Annotated in this window: 20 protein-coding genes; 2 read left to right on the top strand and 18 right to left on the bottom strand. The window is 62.8% G+C overall.

Annotation, left to right across the window (positions count from 1 at the left end; all coding sequences use genetic code 11):
* Window positions 1-13 precede the first annotated feature (13 nt).
* The 13 genes from ABD705_RS13345 to ABD705_RS16120 all read right to left on the bottom strand — a co-directional run bounded on the left by ABD705_RS13345 (window position 14) and on the right by ABD705_RS16120 (window position 12,103).
* A complete protein-coding gene (locus tag ABD705_RS13345; RefSeq protein WP_344784392.1) occupies window positions 14-535 on the bottom strand; it encodes a LeuD/DmdB family oxidoreductase small subunit in 522 nt (173 codons plus the stop codon).
* Window positions 532-1,812, bottom strand: a complete 1,281-nt coding sequence (locus ABD705_RS13340; protein WP_344784390.1) for an aconitase family protein — start codon at window positions 1,810-1,812, stop codon at window positions 532-534. The genes ABD705_RS13345 and ABD705_RS13340 overlap by 4 nt, the downstream gene beginning before the upstream one ends.
* A gap of 28 nt (window positions 1,813-1,840) precedes the next feature.
* Complete coding sequence (locus ABD705_RS13335; RefSeq protein WP_344784388.1) at window positions 1,841-3,103, bottom strand: 3-isopropylmalate dehydratase large subunit; 1,263 nt, start codon at window positions 3,101-3,103, stop codon at window positions 1,841-1,843.
* Complete coding sequence (locus ABD705_RS13330) at window positions 3,103-3,618, bottom strand: LeuD/DmdB family oxidoreductase small subunit (protein ID WP_344784386.1); 516 nt, start codon at window positions 3,616-3,618, stop codon at window positions 3,103-3,105. The genes ABD705_RS13335 and ABD705_RS13330 overlap by 1 nt, the downstream gene beginning before the upstream one ends.
* On the bottom strand, window positions 3,615-4,694 hold the full coding sequence (locus tag ABD705_RS13325) for an ornithine cyclodeaminase family protein (RefSeq protein WP_344784384.1): 1,080 nt from the start codon (window positions 4,692-4,694) through the stop codon (window positions 3,615-3,617). Before ABD705_RS13325 ends, ABD705_RS13330 begins: the two co-directional genes overlap by 4 nt.
* Window positions 4,695-4,734: 40 nt before the next feature.
* Entirely contained in the window at window positions 4,735-5,772 is a 1,038-nt protein-coding gene (locus ABD705_RS13320) for an aminopeptidase P family N-terminal domain-containing protein (protein WP_344784382.1), read from the bottom strand.
* On the bottom strand, window positions 5,769-6,920 hold the full coding sequence (locus ABD705_RS13315; protein ID WP_344784380.1) for a M24 family metallopeptidase: 1,152 nt from the start codon (window positions 6,918-6,920) through the stop codon (window positions 5,769-5,771). The genes ABD705_RS13320 and ABD705_RS13315 overlap by 4 nt, the downstream gene beginning before the upstream one ends.
* Window positions 6,921-7,131: 211 nt before the next feature.
* The gene (locus tag ABD705_RS13310; RefSeq protein ID WP_344784378.1) at window positions 7,132-8,205 is read right to left on the bottom strand and encodes a carbon-nitrogen hydrolase family protein; all 1,074 of its coding nucleotides are present in this window, start codon (window positions 8,203-8,205) and stop codon (window positions 7,132-7,134) included.
* A 40-nt stretch (window positions 8,206-8,245) separates the two neighbouring features.
* The gene (locus ABD705_RS13305; RefSeq protein ID WP_344784376.1) at window positions 8,246-9,022 is read right to left on the bottom strand and encodes an ABC transporter ATP-binding protein; all 777 of its coding nucleotides are present in this window, start codon (window positions 9,020-9,022) and stop codon (window positions 8,246-8,248) included.
* A gap of 1 nt (window position 9,023) precedes the next feature.
* Entirely contained in the window at window positions 9,024-9,866 is an 843-nt protein-coding gene (locus ABD705_RS13300; RefSeq protein WP_344784374.1) for an ABC transporter permease, read from the bottom strand.
* 25 nt (window positions 9,867-9,891) lie between these two features.
* The gene (locus tag ABD705_RS13295) at window positions 9,892-10,344 is read right to left on the bottom strand and encodes a MarR family winged helix-turn-helix transcriptional regulator (protein WP_344784372.1); all 453 of its coding nucleotides are present in this window, start codon (window positions 10,342-10,344) and stop codon (window positions 9,892-9,894) included.
* A gap of 53 nt (window positions 10,345-10,397) precedes the next feature.
* A complete protein-coding gene (locus ABD705_RS13290) occupies window positions 10,398-11,531 on the bottom strand; it encodes an ABC transporter substrate-binding protein (RefSeq protein WP_344784370.1) in 1,134 nt (377 codons plus the stop codon).
* An 86-nt stretch (window positions 11,532-11,617) separates the two neighbouring features.
* On the bottom strand, window positions 11,618-12,103 hold the full coding sequence (locus tag ABD705_RS16120; protein ID WP_425562086.1) for a nitroreductase family deazaflavin-dependent oxidoreductase: 486 nt from the start codon (window positions 12,101-12,103) through the stop codon (window positions 11,618-11,620).
* 233 nt (window positions 12,104-12,336) lie between these two features.
* Between ABD705_RS16120 and ABD705_RS13285 the strand changes: the two genes are divergently transcribed.
* Together ABD705_RS13285 and ABD705_RS13280 are read left to right on the top strand one after the other, a co-directional pair.
* Complete coding sequence (locus ABD705_RS13285; RefSeq protein WP_344784368.1) at window positions 12,337-13,065, top strand: SDR family NAD(P)-dependent oxidoreductase; 729 nt, start codon at window positions 12,337-12,339, stop codon at window positions 13,063-13,065.
* 47 nt (window positions 13,066-13,112) lie between these two features.
* Window positions 13,113-13,469 carry a RidA family protein gene (locus tag ABD705_RS13280; RefSeq protein WP_344784366.1) on the top strand — a complete coding sequence of 119 codons (357 nt, stop codon included), beginning with the start codon at window positions 13,113-13,115 and terminating at the stop codon, window positions 13,467-13,469.
* 256 nt (window positions 13,470-13,725) lie between these two features.
* Here the strand turns inward: ABD705_RS13280 and ABD705_RS13275 are convergent, their stop codons facing one another.
* The 5 genes from ABD705_RS13275 to ABD705_RS13255 form a co-directional block, all read right to left on the bottom strand.
* On the bottom strand, window positions 13,726-14,952 hold the full coding sequence (locus ABD705_RS13275; protein ID WP_344784364.1) for a glucuronyl esterase domain-containing protein: 1,227 nt from the start codon (window positions 14,950-14,952) through the stop codon (window positions 13,726-13,728).
* The gene (locus ABD705_RS13270) at window positions 14,945-17,269 is read right to left on the bottom strand and encodes an arylsulfatase (protein ID WP_344784362.1); all 2,325 of its coding nucleotides are present in this window, start codon (window positions 17,267-17,269) and stop codon (window positions 14,945-14,947) included. The genes ABD705_RS13275 and ABD705_RS13270 overlap by 8 nt, the downstream gene beginning before the upstream one ends.
* Before the next feature lie 46 nt (window positions 17,270-17,315).
* Window positions 17,316-18,344: an L-idonate 5-dehydrogenase gene (locus tag ABD705_RS13265; protein WP_344784360.1), complete on the bottom strand. Its 1,029-nt coding sequence runs from the start codon at window positions 18,342-18,344 to the stop codon at window positions 17,316-17,318.
* Between the two features lie 19 nt (window positions 18,345-18,363).
* Entirely contained in the window at window positions 18,364-19,140 is a 777-nt protein-coding gene (locus tag ABD705_RS13260; RefSeq protein WP_344784358.1) for an SDR family oxidoreductase, read from the bottom strand.
* A 72-nt stretch (window positions 19,141-19,212) separates the two neighbouring features.
* Window positions 19,213-19,758, bottom strand: coding sequence for a gluconokinase (locus ABD705_RS13255; RefSeq protein ID WP_344784356.1), 546 nt, complete (start codon window positions 19,756-19,758; stop codon window positions 19,213-19,215).
* Between the last annotated feature and the right edge of the window lie 115 nt (window positions 19,759-19,873).

Genomic DNA, 19,873 nt, shown 5'->3' with positions numbered 1-19,873 from the left:
GAAGCGGATTTGCTCAGCTCATGCTGGCCCAGTCTGGATCGCTCTGCGTGAGAGCGATCAGCCCGCCGGCGGCGAGCATACGCATCAAGAATGGCGACGCGGGCGCGACACGTCGCTCGACACCAGACGTGTCGTTACGAAAGAGGCCCTCGGCGACATCGACGATGATCCGGTCACCGTCTTCAACCATGTCAGTCGCACCGGGGATCTCGAGCGAGGGCAGGCCGATCTCGAATGCGTTCCGATAGAAAGTGCGTGAGAACGCGTCTGAGACGACGCACCCGATCCCCGTGGCCTGCAACGCTTTGGTCGCGATCGCTCGTCCGGAGGACTGTCCGAAATGGAAGCCGGCCACGACGATGTCGCCGGGTTGCACCTCCAAGGGGAACAGCGGGTTGTGGTCCTCAAGCACGTGTTTGACGATCTCCTCCATCGGGTCGAATACGTACTGCGACTTTACGAGCGCATCGGTAGGGATGTTCGGGCCGAACTTCCAGCACCGGCCCTCGTACCGGGTGGCGAATTCGCTCATCATGCCTCTTTCTCCTTGACAGCGTTTTCGACGATGTTGCGCGGATCCGCGATGGTGCCCACGAGCGCGGATGCGGCGACCGTGTGCGCAGCGGCGAGATACATCGACGAGTGCGTGCTGCCATTGCGGCCTGGGAAGTTGCGGGCGTGGGTCGAGATCATCGCCTCACCCGCTGACATCGCGCCCATGTTGACCATCTGGTTCGAGCCCGTGCTGGGAGGGAACCAGGTGCCGCCGGCCTCGTGCAGTTCGGCGACCAGGCCTAGCTCAAGAACCTGGCGGAACACCTCGCGGCTGCCTGGAACGAGGTTCAGCTTCACGTCAGGATGGATGTGGCGGCCACGCAGCACCTCCGCTGCGAGCACGAAGTCCTTGACGCGCCCGCCGCTGTGGCCCCCGAGCTCAGCCCACTGGACGGGAGTACCGGCCAGTTCGTCGACGCCGTGGACGTTTCCGACGGTGGGCGGGGCCGCGACCTGCGGTGCCACGGCGCCAACATCGAACCGACGGATGTCTGAGGCGGGGTCGCCGTCACCGTTGACCAGTCCGTCCAGGCTGCCGCCGGGCAACGACTGCACGAAACTACGGGTTACCGCATCAGGTTCGATATAGCCGCACTTCGCGCCGAGATCCACGCATAGCACCGGGAACAGCCATCGGTCCCAGAAGTCCAGATTCTTGATGAACGGGCCGGTGAACTCCAGTGCCTTGTAGATGACGGACCCCTCGCCGAGCTCCTTCACCAGCCAGAGTGCCACATCGCGGGGTGTAACACCCGGCTGCAGCTGTCCCGAAAGTTCAATTTGGACGAGCTCGGGCACCCGAAACCAGGCTTTGCCAAACGGCATCACAGTGCCCGCGTGCGAGTCGTTGCCCAGTGCCACTGCCAGCGCCCCAACTGCTCCGTGCACGGGGGTGTGGCTATCCGAGCCGACCACGATCTGGCCGGGAAGGGCCAGTCCGGACTGCATCAGAACGTTGTGAATGTTCCCGTTACCACAATCGAACAGCCGAGTGCCACGCCGCTTACTCCATGCGCGGTTCCAGTTCAAAACATCAGCCTGATGTTCGGTTGGCGGCGAAAAGTGGTGGTCGAACACAGTCACCACTCGATCCGGGTACGGCAGCTCCGTGCCGATTCGTTCCTCATACACCTTGCTCGTCAGGTAGGCGCTGAGGTCGTGCATGACGAGCCGGTCGACATCTGCGACCACGACATCGCCCGCAGCGACTGACTCCTTGCCGCTGGCGCGCGCCAGGATCTTCTCAACGAGGTTCATTGGATCGCTTCCTTGTTCTTGAGGCTGCTCATCCGAGGACCAACCGTGGATCAGTGATCACACCACTGACTGCGGATGCCGCGGCAACAGCGGGACTTGACAGGTAGATGCCGGAGTCGTAGCTGCCCATTCGCCCACGGAAGTTGCGGTTGGCAGTCGACAGTGTGACCTCGCCATCTGCCATGGCCCCGCCGCTGCCGGCGCATGCGCCACATCCCGGGTTGGTCAACATCGCGCCCGCCTCGATGAGCGTTGTCACGATGCCATCCGTTGCGGCTCTGGCCATGATGTCGGCAGATGCCGGCGTCACGACGAGTCGAACGCCCGGTGCGACCTTCTTTCCCTTCAGGAATTGCGCCGCGATGGCGAGATCGTCGTATTTCGCATTGGCGCAGGAGCCGATGAATACTTGATCGACCTTGGTGCCGGCGACCTCACTGATCGGCACGACATTGTCGACCGTGTGCGGCACGGCGATCTGCGGCTCTAGAACAGTGCCATCGAGATCGACACGCAGGTCGTAGTCGGCATCGAGGTCAGGGAGAATCGGTGCGACCGTGTCCAGATCGACCCCATGTGCGGCGAGGTAGCGGTGGGTCTCGGCATCCGGCGGCACGAACGCGTTCTTGGCTCCCATCTCCATGGCGAGGTTGCACAGTGTCATGCGTTCCGAGACAGAGAGCGATTCAACCCAGGAGCCGTGGAACTCGACCGAATAATAAGTCGCCCCATCCGCGGTGAGGTCCCCGATCAGCTTCAGCATGACGTCCTTCGGGTAGACGCCCTCCGGTAGCGGGCCGGCCACCTCGATTCGCATCGACTTGGGCACCTTCATCCACAGCTTTCCAGTCACCCAGGCCGCGGTGATCTCGCTGAAGCCGACGCCGGTGCCTAGGGCGCCAAGCGCCCCGTAGATGGTTGAGTGCGAATCGGTCCCGATGATCAGGTTCCCTGGCTTGACCAGGCCGTGCTCCATCAGCACGATATGTGCGATGCCGGCGTTGACATCGAAGAAGTTCTTGATACCCATTCGATCAGCGAATTGGCGGGACAGTCGATGATCCCCGGCGATCTTCGCCGTGGCCGCGGGCGAGATGTGGTCCATCACCATGGCGATGCGGTCCGGATGACACAGGTCGGGCCACCCCATCCGCTCAAGAGTCTTGATACAACGCCAAGTTGCGGTGTGACTCATGTAGAGGTCAGGGTACGCGTCCACGATCTGGCCCGGAACCAACCCGGTTTCACCCGAAGCGCGCTCCAGCGCCTTGACCGCGAATGTTTTGCTCATCAGCTCTTCTCCTTGGCGAACTTGCTCATCAGGTGGGCCACGAGGCCACCTGCTTCGAGGATCTCTTTGAGCACATCGGGGAACGGGGCGAAGGGATGAGCCACGCCACCGACGGTAACCGTCCCCGCCGTGTAGTCGACCCAGACCTCGTCGCCCTCGGTGATCGCATCGACCGCAGCGGGGCACTCAACTGCGACCAAACCCGTGTTGATCGCATTGCGGAAGAACACCCGTGAGTACGACCGGGCGACGACGGCCTTCACCCCGGCACCGATGAGGCAAGTGGCAGCCTGTTCACGTGCGCTGCCGCATCCGAAGTTCTTGCCGGCGACAACGACCGGGCTCTGGTACAGCCGGGCCTGGATGTCGGGCCCCAGCGGCTCGAACGCGTGCTTCGCCAGCTCTTCCGGGTCGATGCTGATCAGGTAGCGGCCGGGGATGATGACGTCGGTGTTGATACTGTCGCCGAAGACGATGCTGCGGCCACCCAGTCTGTTCTCGGCGATGGTGGTCATGGCGTCGTCTCCTCGAGGAACCAGTCGGTGGGAATGACATGCCCGAGGTCGCGTTCCTCAGCGAGCTCGAGAATCCGCGCGCCCACCGCGGCGAATTGGATGCCCATGCCGGTGTTGTTCGCGAAGATTGTGATGTCGTCTTCGCTGGCGCGGGCTGGTTGCGGGTCGACCAGGATGTCGCCGAGTTCTTGAATGTCGTCCCAGCTCTTCAGACCGCGTTCGACGGGTCCGAGAATGTCGAACTGACTGTCGTGGTGTACCTGCTCGCGCGAGAACACGACGATGCGGTCGGCGCGGTCGAAGGCGGTGTCATCGAGCTCACGGCGTGTTGCCGTGCCATCCGGGCTGGTGATGCATGAGACGTGCGTCCCGGGCTCGATCCAGCTGCCGTCGAACACGGCATCCATTGCCGCGGTCGCCGCGGTGATGATGCCGCAGCCGACCACCGCCTGCTTTGGGTCATCGACGGCGATCACATTGCGGCCGGACTTTGCCGCCCAGTCAGCCGCGAACTGCTCTCGTCGCTGCCGGGTCGGGCTGAATACTCGGATCTCCTCGATCTCGGGGCGGACCAGCAACAGCGTCTCCAAGTGGGCGGCCGCTTGCCAGCCTGCACCGAACATGCCGGCGACTGTGACATCCTTGCGCGCCATCTCGCGGATTCCCAGCGAGGTGGTCGCACCCACCCGGTACTTCTGGATGACGGAATCGTGGATGATCGCCAACGGGGCGAGTTCGGTCAGACTGAACAGTGTCACCAGACCGACGTACTTGCCGCCTGGTGCGACCGGGAGCAGGCGACGGCGGCTTTCCCCCGTCGGCAGTGTCTCAACCCCGACCATGTCAGAGGTGATGCGCGTACCCCACACTCCGCTTGAGATGTTGCCTCCCTCCTGCGACTTGAATCGGAACCGGAACCCGGGATGATGTTCGTCTTCCACCGGGAAATAGGTGTGATTGCGCGGGCGGTTGCCACCGCGATTCTGCGCGAGTTCACGATAGGCGACCTCTAGTACGTCGATGACGTCTTGAGGACTGAGTAGTTGTTCAACGTCCGCGTTCGACAGGATTCTCATCTTCGACCTCCTTGGGTTGTAGGCACACAGGCAAAGCGGGTCACAGGGTCAGCGGATCAGCACCGGTCGCAGTGACGAGAACGGTGTCGGTCAAGACGCTGCGGACTCCTACCTCGTCCACAACCTCGATGACGAGTGCGGCGACTTCGCCGTCGGCAGGACCCCGGGTGGGCGGTGGTTGCAGCTCACCGCCTGTGGCGAAGTCCGCCTGGCTGATCCACCGGACGCTGACAACGGCATCCGAATTGACCTCACCGTGCGCATCGAGCGCATCAAGCGCCACCCTCTCCACATCCGCCCAGACCGCGTCGGAACGCAAAAGCGTCAGCGCGGCCGCTTGAGCCTGCTGGAGTGCCACGGCCAACGTGGCGTGGCCGAAGGTACGGCCGATCTGGAGCCATCCTTGGCGGTACTGTCCGGATGCCTCCATGGTGACATGCTCGCCGTCCTCAGCGATGCGCAACAAGATGTCAGCGAAGCCACCGCCCCGCGCGACCTTCTCCAATGCAGCGACGCGCTCCCGTGCATTCAGGCCCGAGGCCGCGGCGGTTTCGAGCGCATGGCGAAGAACCTCCGCGCCCCGCGTCAACAAGGCCACCTCCGTTGTCGAAGGGATTTTGCGTTGGTCGCGCACAATGGCCCCGAGTGACGCGATCTTCCAGTCCGGCGCGGCCACAGCGATCTCGTCGACGATTGCCGTCGGCCACAGCTCCGCGTCGATCAGTCCGATTGTGCCGGGGTCGCGGCCGTCGACATACGCGGCGACAAGCGCACCGATCGTGCGGCCGCTGCGCAGATCTGTCAACGTCGAGTTGCGCGTCATCCAGGGGAAGACTCGCGGCGAGATTTTGGTCAACAGCGTGAGATCACCCTCAGCGGGGATCGCGAGCACACCCTCGTTCCAGTAGATGACGAGGTTTGTGAGATAGCCGATATCGTCACCACGCGAGACGTCGTTGTACACGAGCGCAAGGTCCACCCCCTCGTCGACGATCCGCGCCTGCGCCCCCTGAGCGCGTTGCAGCCATTCGTCCTCGCTGGTTTCGTCATGGTCGAATACCACCAGCCCACGCTTCATGACAGGCTCCCTTCGTCGGAGGAGAACAATCGACGCTCGGTCTCTACCAGCCGTCGGGCGCCATCGGCCGTGACGACGACCTGGTCACCGAACACGTGATACCCGGCGATCGGAGTGTATGTGTTCGGGTGGATGATGAACGTCGCACCCTCGGGGATCACGGTGTGGTTGCCTTCAATGATCGGAAATTCATCCAGGTGCAGACCGAGTCCGTGGCCGCGGACGCGGGTCCACTTGTCCGAGCAGTACTCCCCGTAGCCGTGTTTGCGGAACACATCGTTCTCAGCGGTGGCCACCTCGTGGGCAGTGACACCAGGACGGACGGCTGCGACGCCCGCCTCGGCGGCCTCGTGGAACAACTCGAAGGACCGTTGCTGCGCATCAGAGGGCGGGCCTACCGTGACCGAGCGGCAGATCTGCAACCAGTATCCGCCGGTCTGCGGCGTCAACTCGGTTCGGACCATATCACCGACCTCGACACGCCGCCTGCTGGGGGGTGTCATCCCCAGGACCTCATCCTTACCGGAGGCAATCAACATGAAGTTGTCTTCCGCGCCGAGACGCTTGATCTCGCTTTCGACCGTCGCGACGATCTCATACTCGGCGAGGCCTGGTTCGAGTACGTCGACGAATGCCTTCCAAGCGGCGTCACAGACATGCGCTGCATCCTGCATCCTCCGCAGCTCCCACGGACTCTTCACCATGCGCACCGCATCGAACAACTTCGTAGCCGAGATCAGTTCGGCACCTGTGACGGCGCCACGGATCGCCCGCTCGAATCCGAGGGGAAGCAACTCGAGATGGCCAACACCGATCCTGCGAGCGCCGCTTCCACGCAGCGCGTCAGCAAGCGCGGCCGCATCCGGCAGCGCGATCACATCCGCTCGCGAGACCCATCCTGACTGTCGCAGCGGCGTCACATCGGCGAGCCTGGTGGAAAATGCGCGGATGTCGTCCGCGGTCACCAGCACGAATGCAGCGGCTGCGCCGATAGTCGTATCGGTGAGATATCGCACGTTCTCACGCCGCCACGCGGGGGCATATGCCAAGAGCGCGTCCAGACCCCGTTCAGCCATAGCTGTACGCAGCTTTGCATGACGGAAGTCGACTTCGGCGACATCCTCTATCGAGAGAACCTTGTCGCTCACGTCAACACCAGCCTTCTTCATGCCGCTCGGCAGACATCGCTTCTGCGGTGCGCTGCAATGCTCGGAACAGTAGGTTTGAATACATACTATGGGGTCCTGACTTTCTGGTCACTTATATGTATAGCGAGAAAACTCGGCTCTGTCATCCTCCGGGGTGCCATTCATCTCGACGACGCAAGCTGTGATCGCTGCAAAGGTGTCGAGGGCGATCTCATGTACCTCTCAAAGGAGGTGCCGAAATGCCGATGCCGGCCTCGTCGAGGCCTTCTTGTTCGTCACCTATCCGCTCCGGACTGTGCACGCGATGCTCGATGTCTCCGATGACGTCGTACAGTTTGCGGTCAGTTCGGTCCACGCGAAGCGAGAACACGTCAGGGCGGTTGTAGTGGCCTGCGACATCTGCAACGAATTTCGCGCGCACTGCAGTTTTCAGATCGGCCTCTGCCAACACGATCTGCTCTCCCCCGTCGTCACTCGCCTGCGCCATCACCTCTGCGGTGGGGGACACGATCACCGATCCTCCTGTTGCATTGGGCGACCGCAAGAATGCGGCGTGCTCATCGGTGATGTCCAGCGCTGATATCGTCGCTTCGTCGACCACGCCGCAGGCTGCGACGACGAACGTCTTCGCCATCTGCGCAAACGCGATTGCGGCGTTCTGTACCCGCGCGCGGATCGGCTGACCAGTTGGTCCGAACGTTGGCGGCCAGCTCATTCCGTGGACTTGCGTTCCTTCGGCGATGAGTGCGAACACCGCGAGCGGATTCGAGTTCTCGCCGCAGATCAGCGAACTGACCTGTCCGTACCGACTCGGACGCGCGCCAAAGGTGGCCGCACTCCCGGGGCCGTGTACCAGTCTCTCGGTCACCGTCGGAACCAGCTTCTGATGCTTTCCGAGGTATTCGCCGTCCGGTCCGAAGTAGACCTGCGTGTTGTATAGAGTTCCGGTCCTTCCGGGCGTCCGCTCGCACACGCCAACGACGACAAACGCACCGGCCGCCCGCGCCGCCTCAGCAATCGCCGCTAGATGCGGCCCGGGTACTTCTACGGCATTCGCGAAGAGTTCCACGCTGAGCCCGGTCGCTTCCGGACTCATGGCGGGGTGGTACTGGTACCAGATCGGGTGTGCAGGAATAAACCCCTCGGGGAACACGATGAACTCGGCGCCCGCTTTGCCTGCCTCTCGGATCAGTTCCGCCGCACGGGCGACCGAGGCCTGACGGTCCAAGAACACCGACGCGGCCTGGATCGCGGCCAGTCTGATCACCGGATACGAGTCGCCCATGGTTTCCTCAGCCGAATTCCGCATGCTGATGAGAGTTTCATCACGCGACGCTCCCGCCTTCCATCTCCAGGAATTCGCCGGTGATCCTTTTCTCTAGCGCGAACAGCTCGTCGTCATCAGGGTTCCGCATGTGCGGAACGTCGACGTCGAGTTCCAAGTGCACTCGTGCCGGGCGAGTCGTGATCATCAGCACTTTCGTGGACAAGAACACCGCCTCGCGGATGTTGTGGGTGACGAAGAGGATCGTCTTTCCGGTCTCGGCCCAAATTCGCACGAACTCTTGCCGCAGTCGCCGTGCCGAGAACTCGTCAAGTGCTGAGAACGGCTCGTCCGCCAAGAGCAGATCGGGCTCAATCGCCAGCCCGCGCGCCAGTGAAACTCGCTGTTGCATTCCACCCGACAGCTGCAACGGGAAGTAGTCGGCGAACTCATCAAGTCCGACGAGCTTCAGATACTTCTCGGTCCGCTCACGGATCTCGGCGGCATGCAGATGCATCTCTTGCAACGGCAATGCGACGTTCTGTCGGACCGTCTGCCAGGGCAGGAGTCTGGGCTGCTGGAAGACGACCGAGATCTTGACATCTGATCGGGTCTGTGTCGTGACCTCGATACCAGCGAGTGTCACGCTGCCGTTCGTGGCGTTGTCGAGTCCGTTGATGATATTCAGCAGTGTCGACTTGCCGCATCCGGACGGGCCCAGAATCGACAGGAGCGCGCCCTCCTCCACCTTTGTGTTCAGGCCCGATAGCACTTCGAGCGGTGCGGCCCCCGCCCGCGGGAAACTCTTTTTCAAGCCTGCGATCTCCAAATACGCCATCTCAGACTCCTCCCTGCGCTTGAGATACCGGTCGCCACCGGGTCAGATAGGCCTCCACTGGTTTGAGGATGCCGTACTCGATGATCAACAGCGTGATCGTGAACAGCAGGGTCCAGGCCATCACTTGCACCATGCTGAAGTTCCCGAACCAGTAGTTCAGTGTGTAGCCGACGCCGCTGGACAGGCCGAGCAGTTCCACGACCGTGACGATCTTCCACGAAAGGCCGAGTCCATACCGGAATGCCGCGAGTATGTACGGAATGAGCTGAGGAAGAACCACGCGCAGCACGATGGATCGTCGAGAGAAGCGGAACGATCTGGCCATATGGATGAGGTCTCGGTCGATCGCCTTCGTACCCTGCCACATGTTGATCGCGATTGCGGGCAGCACACCGACGCCCACCGCGATGATGGCGGCCCAGTCATTCAGGCCGAACCACAGGAGGCACAGCATCGCGTACACGATCGCGGGAACGGTGAACAGCGAAAGCACCCACACGTCCAGCAGTTCCTCACCCAAGCGAGACAGGCCCATAATGATGCCCGCGATGATGCCGCTGGTCACGCCGAGTGCCATACCCAGCAGCACTCGCACAATCGTGATGTACAGCTGGTAGTAGGTGTTGCCTTCACCGAGGTTCTTGCCCAGCTGTACGACGACGTCGATCGGGCTGGGCAGCACCGACGACTTCATCACCATAGATACGAGTTGCCAGACCACCAGCAGGACGATCATGGAGAGCACTCGGTTGCGCGTGCCGCGCACGAAGCGCGCACGCCGTTCCTTGGCCATCGTCGTGTTGTCGACGACGACCGCATCCCCATTCCGGGTGCCCGCTCCCATCGAAATATCTGACATGCGTGTATCCCTAAATCGCTTTCTCGCTGGTTCCGGGCTTGTAGAAGTCGGTTGCCCGCCAATAGAGGCGCTCTAGCACGTCGTAGATGGCGTCGCACTCCTCGGTTCCGGCTTCGATCGCGGCGATGCCGGCTGGTGTGGCTTCCAATACGACTGTGCGCCGATCTTCAACGCCGGCTTGCGTTCGAAGAAGATCTCGTTTGACGAGGGCGAAGACACCTTCTGAGACAGCTGCCATGGTCAGATTTGCCCGTGCTGCCAACTGGCTCATCGACGAGTAACCAGAGGCGACTCGAGAGATGGTGCGATATTGCCGAAACGTCAGCGGCACCTCAAGCCGTTGAAGGATGATGCTGTGGATCCGGCTCAGCCTGGCCGGAAGTGCCAGGAGGACATCCTGTCCGCGATGAGCGCCCCGCTCTATGCCCGTGGTGCTATCCATCACACCATCAACCTTCTTCACGGTCTGCCTCCCATTCTGTCGAGCCAATGTGCCAAGCCAGCGCGATCTTCACGTCACTGATCGAAGGGAAGATAGTCAAGGGAGAACAGCGCCGGGTCCACGGACTTCGGGAAGGAAGGATCCAGGTACGGTGTGATTGCTTCCATCAGCTTCTTCATGCCGTCCACCTGCGCCGGGCCGTACGACGTCACAAGAGAATGCGTATAGGCATTCTGGAAGGCCGCTCCCTTGCCGTCCTGTCCGACCGCCTTCGCATACTCCGTCCACACATCAGGCTTGGTGGTGATCTCGACCAGGGCGTCATGCAGAGCGCTCGTGAAGGCTCGCACCTCGCCGCAATGCGACGACGCGTAAGACTCCGTTGTGACCGGCGCAAGATACACACCGGCGAACCCGAACTGGTCAGGGAAGTCCTTCCCCAGGTCGGTGATCATCCGGTACTTGCCGGAAGCGCGCTGAAGAGCACTACCGTCAGCGCCCAGCACAGCGACATCGAGCTGGTTGTTATCCATCAAGCCAAGGAGTGCAGCATCCGGTGCGACGTGCACCTTGCCGTCTGCATCGCTGAATAGGTTGAAACCATAAGCCTTTTCGGTATAGGCCTGCACGATCGAGCCGATGGCCCCATTGGTCGGCGAGAATGACCCGACTCGTTTGCCCTTCAGATCCTTGAGGTCGTGATAGGGCGAATCCTTCTTCACGAATACACCGTTATTGGCAGTGGCGAGCGCGCCGATGACGATCACGTCGGCACCGGTTGCTCGAGCCTGGACCATCGTGGTCAGCCCGCCAAATCCCAGGTCGACCGCCTTCTGCACGATCGCCGGCGCCGTCGCCGTCGGGTTCTGGAACGACTTTACGTCGAGGTCCAGGTTGTACTTGGTGTCAAGCCCGGCGCTCTTGACATACTTGACCACGAAGTCCTGCATTCCGGGACCGGTGGCGATCGTTGCTTTCGTCACTTTGCCGGGCATCGGGCAGTCGCCAGACGCGGACGCCCCTGGCGACGCTGCCCCCTGCTGGCCGGATGGCGTATCGGCGCCGCTGGAACACGCAGCAAGGCCCGATACTGCCAGCAAAGTGATCCCGATCGCGGCGATCGACCTGTTGAGTCTCATCAGTAGTCCAATCTGTCGTTTTGCCGGTGATGGGATCACCGATCTGCTTCTTTGCAACACCCGGATCATCTTCGATCCATCGCCCGACTCAAAAGCTGTTAGGGCCCTTGAAAGTCAACGAGCTATAGCATGTCTAATCGATACTCCATGACCTGTCAAGCGTCGGTGACGCAGCCACCCGGACCCCCGCCGGCCACCGGTTGCGTGTCGGCCGCTGCCGGGCCGCTGAGCAGCTCAGCACGCGCCGCATCGCTCGCTCCGCCCGGCGGTGCGGGGGCAATCCGAGTCAACCTCAACACCGGGATGGTGCGAGTCGTTCGCGTCTCGTATCGCCGAAACCGAGAACTTTTCGCCAGGAACCGGGCCCATGCTACGTTCCGGGCCTCGGCATGCAGCTCGGTTGCTCGTACCGGGATCGCGCCTTCACCAGGCGCCTCTATGACTACTTCGGGATGGGCGATCGCGTTGAAGTACCACGCCGGGCTTCTATCCGAACCAGCCTTCGCTGCGGATACGAGCCACCCGTCATCACCCTGGCGAATTCCGGTTACCGGCGTCACGTGCGTCGCGCCGGTTCGGGCACCCACAGTGTGAATGAGCAGGAGGCTGGCTCCACGACCGCGTACCTGCCCGTCGTTCATCCGGAACTCATGGATGATCGCGCCATCCCTGGCCTGGCGCGATTCCTGGCTGATGGTTCGCGGACTCTCCTGAGCTGCTGGGCGAGGGTCATCATCGGGTCGTCTCATAAAGCTGCCTCCTTACGCCCTTGCGCCATGCGCGATGCATTAGGTAGGGTACCAAACTAGTAGGGTACCGAACTAGAGTCCCTCAAGATCGAGCCGACATGGAGATCTCAAAGAGGAGAGTTGCGATGGCATTCGATTTCACCGGCAAGGTGATCGTGATCACTGGAGGAGCGAGCGGCATCGGTGCCGCTACTGCCAGGGCAACGGCGGCTTCCGGCGCGCGCGTTGCGGTGCTCGATGTGAACGATGAGCTGGGCCAAGCTGTCGCCGACGAGCACGAGAACATTACCTTCTATCACGCAGACGTCGCGGACCACGACGAAACGACGACGGCGATCGCAAAGATCGTGGATCGGACGGGTCGTCTCGATGGCCTGGTGTGCTGCGCAATCGTGCAACCGTTGATCCCGGTGATCGACATGACACCGGACCGACTGCGAAGGGTGCTCGCGATCAACGTCGAAGGCGTCTTCTGGGCCTGCAAGGCTGCGGCGCCGGTGATGATGCGTCAGCAGAGTGGATCAATAGTGCTCTTCGTCTCCGGAACGGCAGAGATGGGCAAGCCGAATTCGTCCCCCTATACCGCATCCAAGGGTGCAGTCGCGGGTTTTGCACACACGTTCGCGAAGGAGGTTCAACCATACGGCGTCCGGGTCAACATGCTGCGGCCAGGAATCATCGACACACCGCAGTTCCGCGGCTCGAACCCGGATGCCGATTACACGACGCTCGACAAGCCAGAAGATGTCGTCGGGCCTGCGATGTTCCTGCTGTCCGACTTCGCGACCATGACGAACTCACTCTTGACCAGAGAAGGATCAGTTCCCAAATCACCGGCACAGGTTACTGTATGAGCTCGCGTCGTGGAATCTCCACTGTCTTGCAGTCGGACACTATCCGGATGCCCACACCACTGACGACTGCATACAGCGTGCCGCCCGGTACGAGAATCGTCTTCTTCAGTGGGCTCACCGCCAAAGATTCCGACTCTCAAACCGTCGCGAAGGGTGACGCCACGGGGCAGACCGAGCACATCCTGAACGCCATCGACGAGACGCTGCGCCAAGCCGGCGGGAGCCTTGACGATGTCATCAAACTGACGATCTACCTTCAAAAGCGTGAGGATGCGCCAGCTGTCGGGCAAGTGCGCGCTCGGCGTTTCGTGACCGGCCCACCGCCGGCGTCGACAATGATCATCGCGCAGCTGATGTCCGATGATCAGCTCGTGGAGATTGAAGCGGTCGCAGCTCTCTCTTGACGGCAGCTGTCGGTGAGGCTCGCCGGACCAGAAGTCGCCCGGAGTTGCAACCTCGCCAAAGGCTGGTTCGCGTCCGCAGTCCGACGCGCACAAGCCGCAGGCCCGTTCTTGCCGCGGGTCACTCCCCACGATCTTCGTCACACGGTGGCCGGCCCCTGCTTCTCGGGACGGTCCGCGGCGCGGCGCAACGTTAGGAACAGGGTCAAGACGGATCGGTAGCTCCCCCGTCGAGATCGGTCCTTCGTCCCCCTACCCCCTACGCGAGCACGTTTTCATCAGCGAAGTCGAGGAAGTGAGACCAGTCGTCGGCGATCACATCGTGTTCACCGAATCGCAAATGATAAGAGAGACGACCACCGACTCTCCTCCCAACCGCCGGCTCGTGCAGGTTGGCCACGACACAAGGGAGGACGTCCGTCCCAGGCACGTGCAATTGAGTAAGCAAAGTGCCGGAACCGCCGAACAGGGAAAAGATCGGACTGGCGTGCAAAGTGCTCAGATACTCTCCACGGGGGTCGGCATGGAAGTCCAGTGTCGCACTGGCCACATGGACCGGGCGCGGGGCGATGGCAGCGAGGAGGAGATGCTGGTCGACGGGTAGCTGATCGACGTCTGTTGCGAATTGGCGGAAGCCCCCCGCAAACCAGTGCGGGAACGCGTCGGTGATCATGGCGATGGTCTCGCCGGCGCTGTGGCGGAACAGCGATGCTCCCGCGCAGCCGGACTCGTTGCTGACGACGGCTGCGAAGCGCTGATCTTGGGCGGCAGCCCACAGCGCCGCCTTGCCAAGCCTGGAGTGTCCATGCGCGATGGCTGCGGCAGCGTCGACGGTCGGCATCGTCTCGAGTACGTCCAGGATGCGCGACAGGCCCCATGCCCACGCGCCGATGGCGCCCCAGGATCGTGAATCGGGCCGTTCGAGCTCAGCCTCGCCGTGGAAGAGCCCGCGGACGCCGCCACTGGCGTGACCGGGGAGATCCGCCTCCAGCTCGCAATAGTGCATCGTGGCGATCGCGTAGCCGCGTTCGAGGATCATTGACAGGGGCCAGCGCCGTTCGTCCGTGCCCCTCTCGGCGATTTCGGGCATCGGGGCCTGAGACAGCGCGATCGCCGCGTCCGCGCTGACGGAGTGGTTGCCGTTGAAGTTCAGCCCGACGAAGACCGGCGCGGGATCGGACGCAGTCGCCTCGCGGGGTACGTAGAGGAGCAGAGATACGTGCCGCGTGCCGAGCGGACCGGTGAGGGTGACGGTCCACTCGGTTCGCTCTGCAAGACCGTCCAGCGCTGCGGCGTCGCGAGAGATCCGCCGGATGTTCGCGACCCCACCGCCCTCGGGGGTTCGTCCGTACACATGGTCGCGGAACAGTTCGAGCAGTTGCGGCCGTCGGTGCGATGACCACGCCTCCGGCGTGTGCGGCACCTCGTCGGGCCCCCAAAGATCAGGAAGACGCGCGTGTTTTAACGGTCGCGGAGAGTCACTCATAGATGCGGCTCACCTCAGCCTCGACGTTGATGATCGTCTCAGGGTCGTAGCCCGCCTTCTTGCCGGGAAGATACGTGACTCGGTCGAGGCGCCCCGAATAGCGGAATGAGCGCTTCCGCATCCAGAGGTCCCAATCCACCGGCCCGCCCCGGTCGATGCCGATGCTGATACCCGTGAAGGGCGCCATCCCCACGAGTTGAAGAAGCCGCTCCGCACCGAAAAGCTCCTGCCCGTCCACCGTGGCGTGGAAGGCCCATTGCACGTCTTCCACGGCAGAGAACGAGAGACGCACCGCCATTGGACCGGTCCCCGGCCACGGAGCGGACATTCGATGCATGCGACCGTACTCGTTGTACGAGAAGCAGATCCGATCGCGTTCTGCGAAGAGCACGTAGCCGCCGCCCTGATCGCCGTGCGAGAGGAGCACTCCTTCATCACCCGCCTGCCGGTCGACGTCCACCACGATCTCGAACGAGCGGAAGGCGATGAGGCGACTGGAGCGATAGCGCTCCAGAGTAGGGACGCCCGGGAGGATGGTGAGCGGGGCTGCCAGCATCTCCTCCGTCGAGGGCCGCTGGCGGTACAGCGAGTTGTCGTCGTTGAGTGGGAAAACAGTATTGTTCCAGGCGGAGCTCCGCCACTGATCGGCGAGCTCGCGTACCAGGTCGGGCTGGAATGTGGCGAGGTCCTGTGTCTCGGTGGGGTCCGCACGGATGTCGTACAGCTCCCACTGATCGTCGGAGATCGTGTCGCCGGTATCGTGCCCGGTGAGGAGCTTCCACCTGCCGGACAGCATCCCCCGCCGACCGTTGTTCTCCCAGTACTGGCTGTGATGGACACCCGCATGATGTGGCTCACGCAGGATGGGGGTGAATGGTATTCCATCCGTGTCTCGTGCCGGAACTCCGTACCGGGACCGGAGATGCTCGACGCCGGCGAGTTGGAGCACGGTCATGCCGAGGTCTGTGACGAATGCGAACTGGTCACGCAGCCCGAAGTCTCCTGGCTGCTTCGGCAAGCCCTGGGGCCACGAGATGATCAGCGGCACGCGCACCCCCCCGGAGAACGTGTGAGCCTTGAAGCGGCGGAACGGCGTGTTCGCCACCGCCGCCCATCCGCGAGGATGGACCATGAACGACTGCGGTCCGCCGATCAGCTCAGGATCGCGTTCCATGTTGCGGGTCCACGCCGCAGCAGGCCCGACAGCGTTCGCGAATCGGCTGAGATAGCTCTGCGAGCCCTTGAGGCCGCCCTCGGACGTGCCTCCGTTGTCGGAGGTGACCACGATGATGGTGTTCTCGTATTCGCCCATATCCTTGAGTTGCTGGATGAGCCGTCGCAGATTCTGGTCGACGTTGTCGATGGTGGCGGCGTATGCCTCCATATATCTGGCGGCGGCTACCCGCTCATCATCGGTCAGTTCACTCCACGACGCGACCGCAGCAGAGCCATCGGTGTCGACCTGGCCCAGGACGGTGTCTGGAGGCAGGATGCCGAGTTCGATCTGACGACGAAGGCGCCCTTCCCGGATGACCTCCCATCCCATCTCGTACCTGCCGCGGTAGTCGGCCATGTCGACATCCTTCGCCTGGATGGGGGCGTGGACGGCCTGGTGTGCGAGGTAGAGGAAGAACGGCTTGTGCGGATCGTTGGATCGCAGCGTCGTGATCATGCCGAGCGCCTGGTCGGTCAGGTCGTCCGTGAGGTAGTAGTCCTCGGGAAAGTCGTCGATGGTGAGCGGGCTGTTGTCCGACACGAGACGGTGCGGGTTGAACTGGGTGGTGAAGCCGTCCAGGCAGCCGTAGTAGCGATCGAATCCGCGCTGGACAGGCCATGATCCTTTGTCGGCGCCATCGTGCATATGCGCTTCTTTGGTGAGGTGCCATTTGCCCGTGAGGAATGTCGCGTAGCCGGCCGCCCGGAAACTCTCAGCAATCGTCGGGATGTCGTCCGCGATCTCGTTGACGTATCCGGGGAAGCCCGGGTCGTAGTTCGCGACCGTGGCGAAGCCGGCGCGGTGCGGATTCAGCCCAGTCAGGAACGCGGCGCGCGCCGGTGAACAGACGGGAGTGCTCTGATAGTTGGTGAGTGTGTATCCCTCGGCAGCGAGTTCGTCGACGCCGGGAGTGCGGATCTCTGAGCCATACGGCGCCAAATCACTGAAGCCGAGGTCATCGAGCATCACGACGATGACGTTCGGAGCGTCGGGTGCGGGCTGCACCGGCACGGCCCACGACGGGGTGGACTCCGAGGCCAGCTCGCGCACGATGCCTCGGAAGCCGTCATACCCTCGTGACGGCAGTTGGTCGTCGGTCATTGTTCGGTTCCTCCCGTTGTGATGTCTCGTCTCTCGATCACCGTGGTCAGCGGCTGTCTCCCCACAACCGCAGAACCACCTTGCTGGACTCGGCGCCGTTGCTCGCCACCCGGAGCGCTTCGATCACCTGATCGGCGGCGAACTCGTGGGTGATGACGCTATCGAAGGCGGGATCGCGTTCGAGCAGCACAATGGCATCGTCCAATTCGGTGTCGAACCGGAACGAGCCGCGCACATCGATCTCCCGGGAGACAAGCTCGGCCAGGGCGTACGGAGCCGGCGCACCGGGAAGCATCCCGACCTGCACGATGGTGCCTCCGCTCGCGACGGCTCGGATCGCCTGCGTCAGCGCGGCCGTCGCACCCGACGCCTCGATGACGACGTCAAACGACTGGGCGGGGATCTCATCGACGCCAACCCGGTAGGTCGCATCCGCGCCGAGCGCCTCGGCCCGCGCGAGCGGTTCCGCCAGTACGTCGCATGACGACACCGAGATGACGCCACGGGAGAGTGCGGCTCGGGCGGCGAGGAGGCCGATCGAGCCGGCGCCGCTGACCAGGACGCGCGCTCCGGTCAGGTCACCCGCGCGCGCCAGTGCATGCAGAGCCACCGCGAGCGGCTCGGCCAGGACGGCACGCCGCAGTGGCAGACCGCTGGGCAGCGGCCGCACCTGCCCGACGTCGACGATGAGTCGTTCGCTGAAGGCGCCCTGAGTGTGTGGCATGCTCGCGGCGCTGCCAAGATAGCGAACCCCACCGCTGATGTTCGGCCTGTCTCGCCGGAACGATGCGCTGGCGGTGTCGTAGGCCGCCGGATGAACCGCTACGGGTGTGCCCGGCACAAGACCGCCGACTTCCCGGGTATCGGTCGCGACGATGCCGACAACTTCATGGCCGAGGACGAGCGGCTCTGTGAGCACGTAGGGCCCTACCCTGCCTTCACGGTAGTAATGCAGGTCGGAACCGCATATGCCGCCATACGCAGGCACGATCGAGACCTGCCCGCGACCGGGAATCGCTTCCCCCACACTGTCGAGCCGGACATCGTTTGCTGCATGCGCGACGATCGCCTTCATCGTTTCGAATCCTTCCTGATCAGACAACCGCGGTCATGCCGCCGTCAACGTAGATGACCTGGCCGTTCACAAAGTCCGAGGCCGGCGAGGCGAGGAACAGCAGCGCCCCGACTAGGTCCTCGACGCGCCCCCATCTTCCTGCCGGCGTGCGCTGCTGGACCCATCTGCTGAACTCCGGATCATCCACCAGTGCCTGGGTGAGCTCGGTCGCGAAATAACCCGGTGCGATCGAGTTCACCTGAATGCCCCTCGGTGCAAGATCCGCGCACATCCCCTTTGTCAGCATGGCGATCGCGCCCTTGGTCGCCGCATACGCGGCGATACCGGGCCGCCCGAGCATGCTCTGCACAGAGCCGATGTTGATCACCTTTCCCGAGCCTCGACGCTCCATGCTCGCGGCCACTCTCCGGCCGACCAGGAAGGCGCTGGTCAGGTTGGAGGCGAGGAGGTCAGTCCAGTCCTGGTCTGTGAACTCAGTGAAGTGAGCACGACGCTGAATGCCTGCGTTGTTCACCAGGATGTCGATCGGACCGACCCACTCCTCAATCCGGTCGATCCCGGCAGCCACGCCGTCCGGGCTAGTGACATCGAAGGCTGCCGCGCACACATCGCAGCCCGACTTCTCCAACATCGCACACGTGTCGGCTACCGCTTGCGGATCGCGGCCATTGATCGCAACCCGGGCACCTGCCTGGGCGAGTCCTCGTGCAAGGACCGAGCCAATGCCACGAGACGAGCCAGTGACAAGTGCTACCCGCCCGCGGACATCGAACAAGGGTGACGGGATGGTGGTCATCGGGGGTTCCTCATCGTTCGGCGCAGGCGGTAACGAACATCATTCGTCCGCATTGTCGTGGTGTTCCGGCCGTCATCGACCGGGCATGAGATCGGTCGGGCAAACAGTACTGCTGGCCGCATCCAGGATTGCGTCGACTAGATCCTCAGGCTTGCGGCCAAGATCGCAAGTGAACCCCCACTCATCCGCGCCCAAGGGTTCAAGGCTCGCGAGTTGTGAGCCGAGGAGGTCGGGCGACATAAACTCGTGCTGGCGCGCCAGAAGGCGTTTGGTGATTGTCTGGCCCGACCCGGCCAGATGTGCAAAGAAGACCATGGGCGCCCGCGAGCGGAGGACGTCCCGGTAGCGTCTCTTGAGCGCAGAGCAAGCGAGGACCGGCGCTGGCTGGCGCGTCAGCTCGTGACTGAGATCGACCAACCACGGCGCGCGGTCTCGGTCATCGAGAGGCAGTCCGCGAGACATCTTCAACTTGTTGCCGTCGGAGTGAAAATCGTCTGCATCGACGAATGGCCTCGACTGGCGTGTGGCGAGAATCCTCGCGATCGTGCTCTTTCCTGAACCCGCTACGCCCATCACGACTATGGGGGCAGCCCCTGACATCATGGATGACTCGTGCATCGTTGCAACCCCGACCGCTCGAATAAGTAGGACATATTCAGCGTAGCATGGCACTTGGGCGACGGCGCATTCGGCGTGTTCCGCCCTCAGACCTGCCGCCCCGCGACTTCAACCG

The organism is Microbacterium kribbense (assembly GCF_039537285.1).
In the GTDB taxonomy this organism is placed as follows: domain Bacteria; phylum Actinomycetota; class Actinomycetes; order Actinomycetales; family Microbacteriaceae; genus Microbacterium; species Microbacterium kribbense.
This window is presented reverse-complemented; position numbering and strand designations above follow the sequence as displayed.

Excerpts from the sequence above, each read along its gene's own strand:
- ABD705_RS13330 (WP_344784386.1), bottom strand. The coding sequence starts at position 3,618 with ATGACCACCATCGCCGAGAACAGACTGGGTGGCCGCAGCATCGTCTTC.
- ABD705_RS13275 (WP_344784364.1), bottom strand. The coding sequence starts at position 14,952 with ATGAGTGACTCTCCGCGACCGTTAAAACACGCGCGTCTTCCTGATCTT.
- ABD705_RS13260 (WP_344784358.1), bottom strand. The coding sequence starts at position 19,140 with ATGACCACCATCCCGTCACCCTTGTTCGATGTCCGCGGGCGGGTAGCA.
- ABD705_RS13345 (WP_344784392.1), bottom strand. The coding sequence starts at position 535 with ATGATGAGCGAATTCGCCACCCGGTACGAGGGCCGGTGCTGGAAGTTC.
- ABD705_RS13335 (WP_344784388.1), bottom strand. The coding sequence starts at position 3,103 with ATGAGCAAAACATTCGCGGTCAAGGCGCTGGAGCGCGCTTCGGGTGAA.
- ABD705_RS13325 (WP_344784384.1), bottom strand. The coding sequence starts at position 4,694 with ATGAGAATCCTGTCGAACGCGGACGTTGAACAACTACTCAGTCCTCAA.
- ABD705_RS13255 (WP_344784356.1), bottom strand. The coding sequence starts at position 19,758 with ATGCACGAGTCATCCATGATGTCAGGGGCTGCCCCCATAGTCGTGATG.
- ABD705_RS13320 (WP_344784382.1), bottom strand. The coding sequence starts at position 5,772 with ATGAAGCGTGGGCTGGTGGTATTCGACCATGACGAAACCAGCGAGGAC.
- ABD705_RS13270 (WP_344784362.1), bottom strand. The coding sequence starts at position 17,269 with ATGACCGACGACCAACTGCCGTCACGAGGGTATGACGGCTTCCGAGGC.
- ABD705_RS13305 (WP_344784376.1), bottom strand. The coding sequence starts at position 9,022 with ATGGCGTATTTGGAGATCGCAGGCTTGAAAAAGAGTTTCCCGCGGGCG.
- ABD705_RS13300 (WP_344784374.1), bottom strand. The coding sequence starts at position 9,866 with ATGGGAGCGGGCACCCGGAATGGGGATGCGGTCGTCGTCGACAACACG.
- ABD705_RS13340 (WP_344784390.1), bottom strand. The coding sequence starts at position 1,812 with ATGAACCTCGTTGAGAAGATCCTGGCGCGCGCCAGCGGCAAGGAGTCA.
- ABD705_RS13290 (WP_344784370.1), bottom strand. The coding sequence starts at position 11,531 with ATGATCCGGGTGTTGCAAAGAAGCAGATCGGTGATCCCATCACCGGCA.
- ABD705_RS13285 (WP_344784368.1), top strand. The coding sequence starts at position 12,337 with ATGGCATTCGATTTCACCGGCAAGGTGATCGTGATCACTGGAGGAGCG.
- ABD705_RS13310 (WP_344784378.1), bottom strand. The coding sequence starts at position 8,205 with ATGGGCGACTCGTATCCGGTGATCAGACTGGCCGCGATCCAGGCCGCG.
- ABD705_RS13280 (WP_344784366.1), top strand. The coding sequence starts at position 13,113 with ATGCCCACACCACTGACGACTGCATACAGCGTGCCGCCCGGTACGAGA.
- ABD705_RS13265 (WP_344784360.1), bottom strand. The coding sequence starts at position 18,344 with ATGAAGGCGATCGTCGCGCATGCAGCAAACGATGTCCGGCTCGACAGT.
- ABD705_RS16120 (WP_425562086.1), bottom strand. The coding sequence starts at position 12,103 with ATGAACGACGGGCAGGTACGCGGTCGTGGAGCCAGCCTCCTGCTCATT.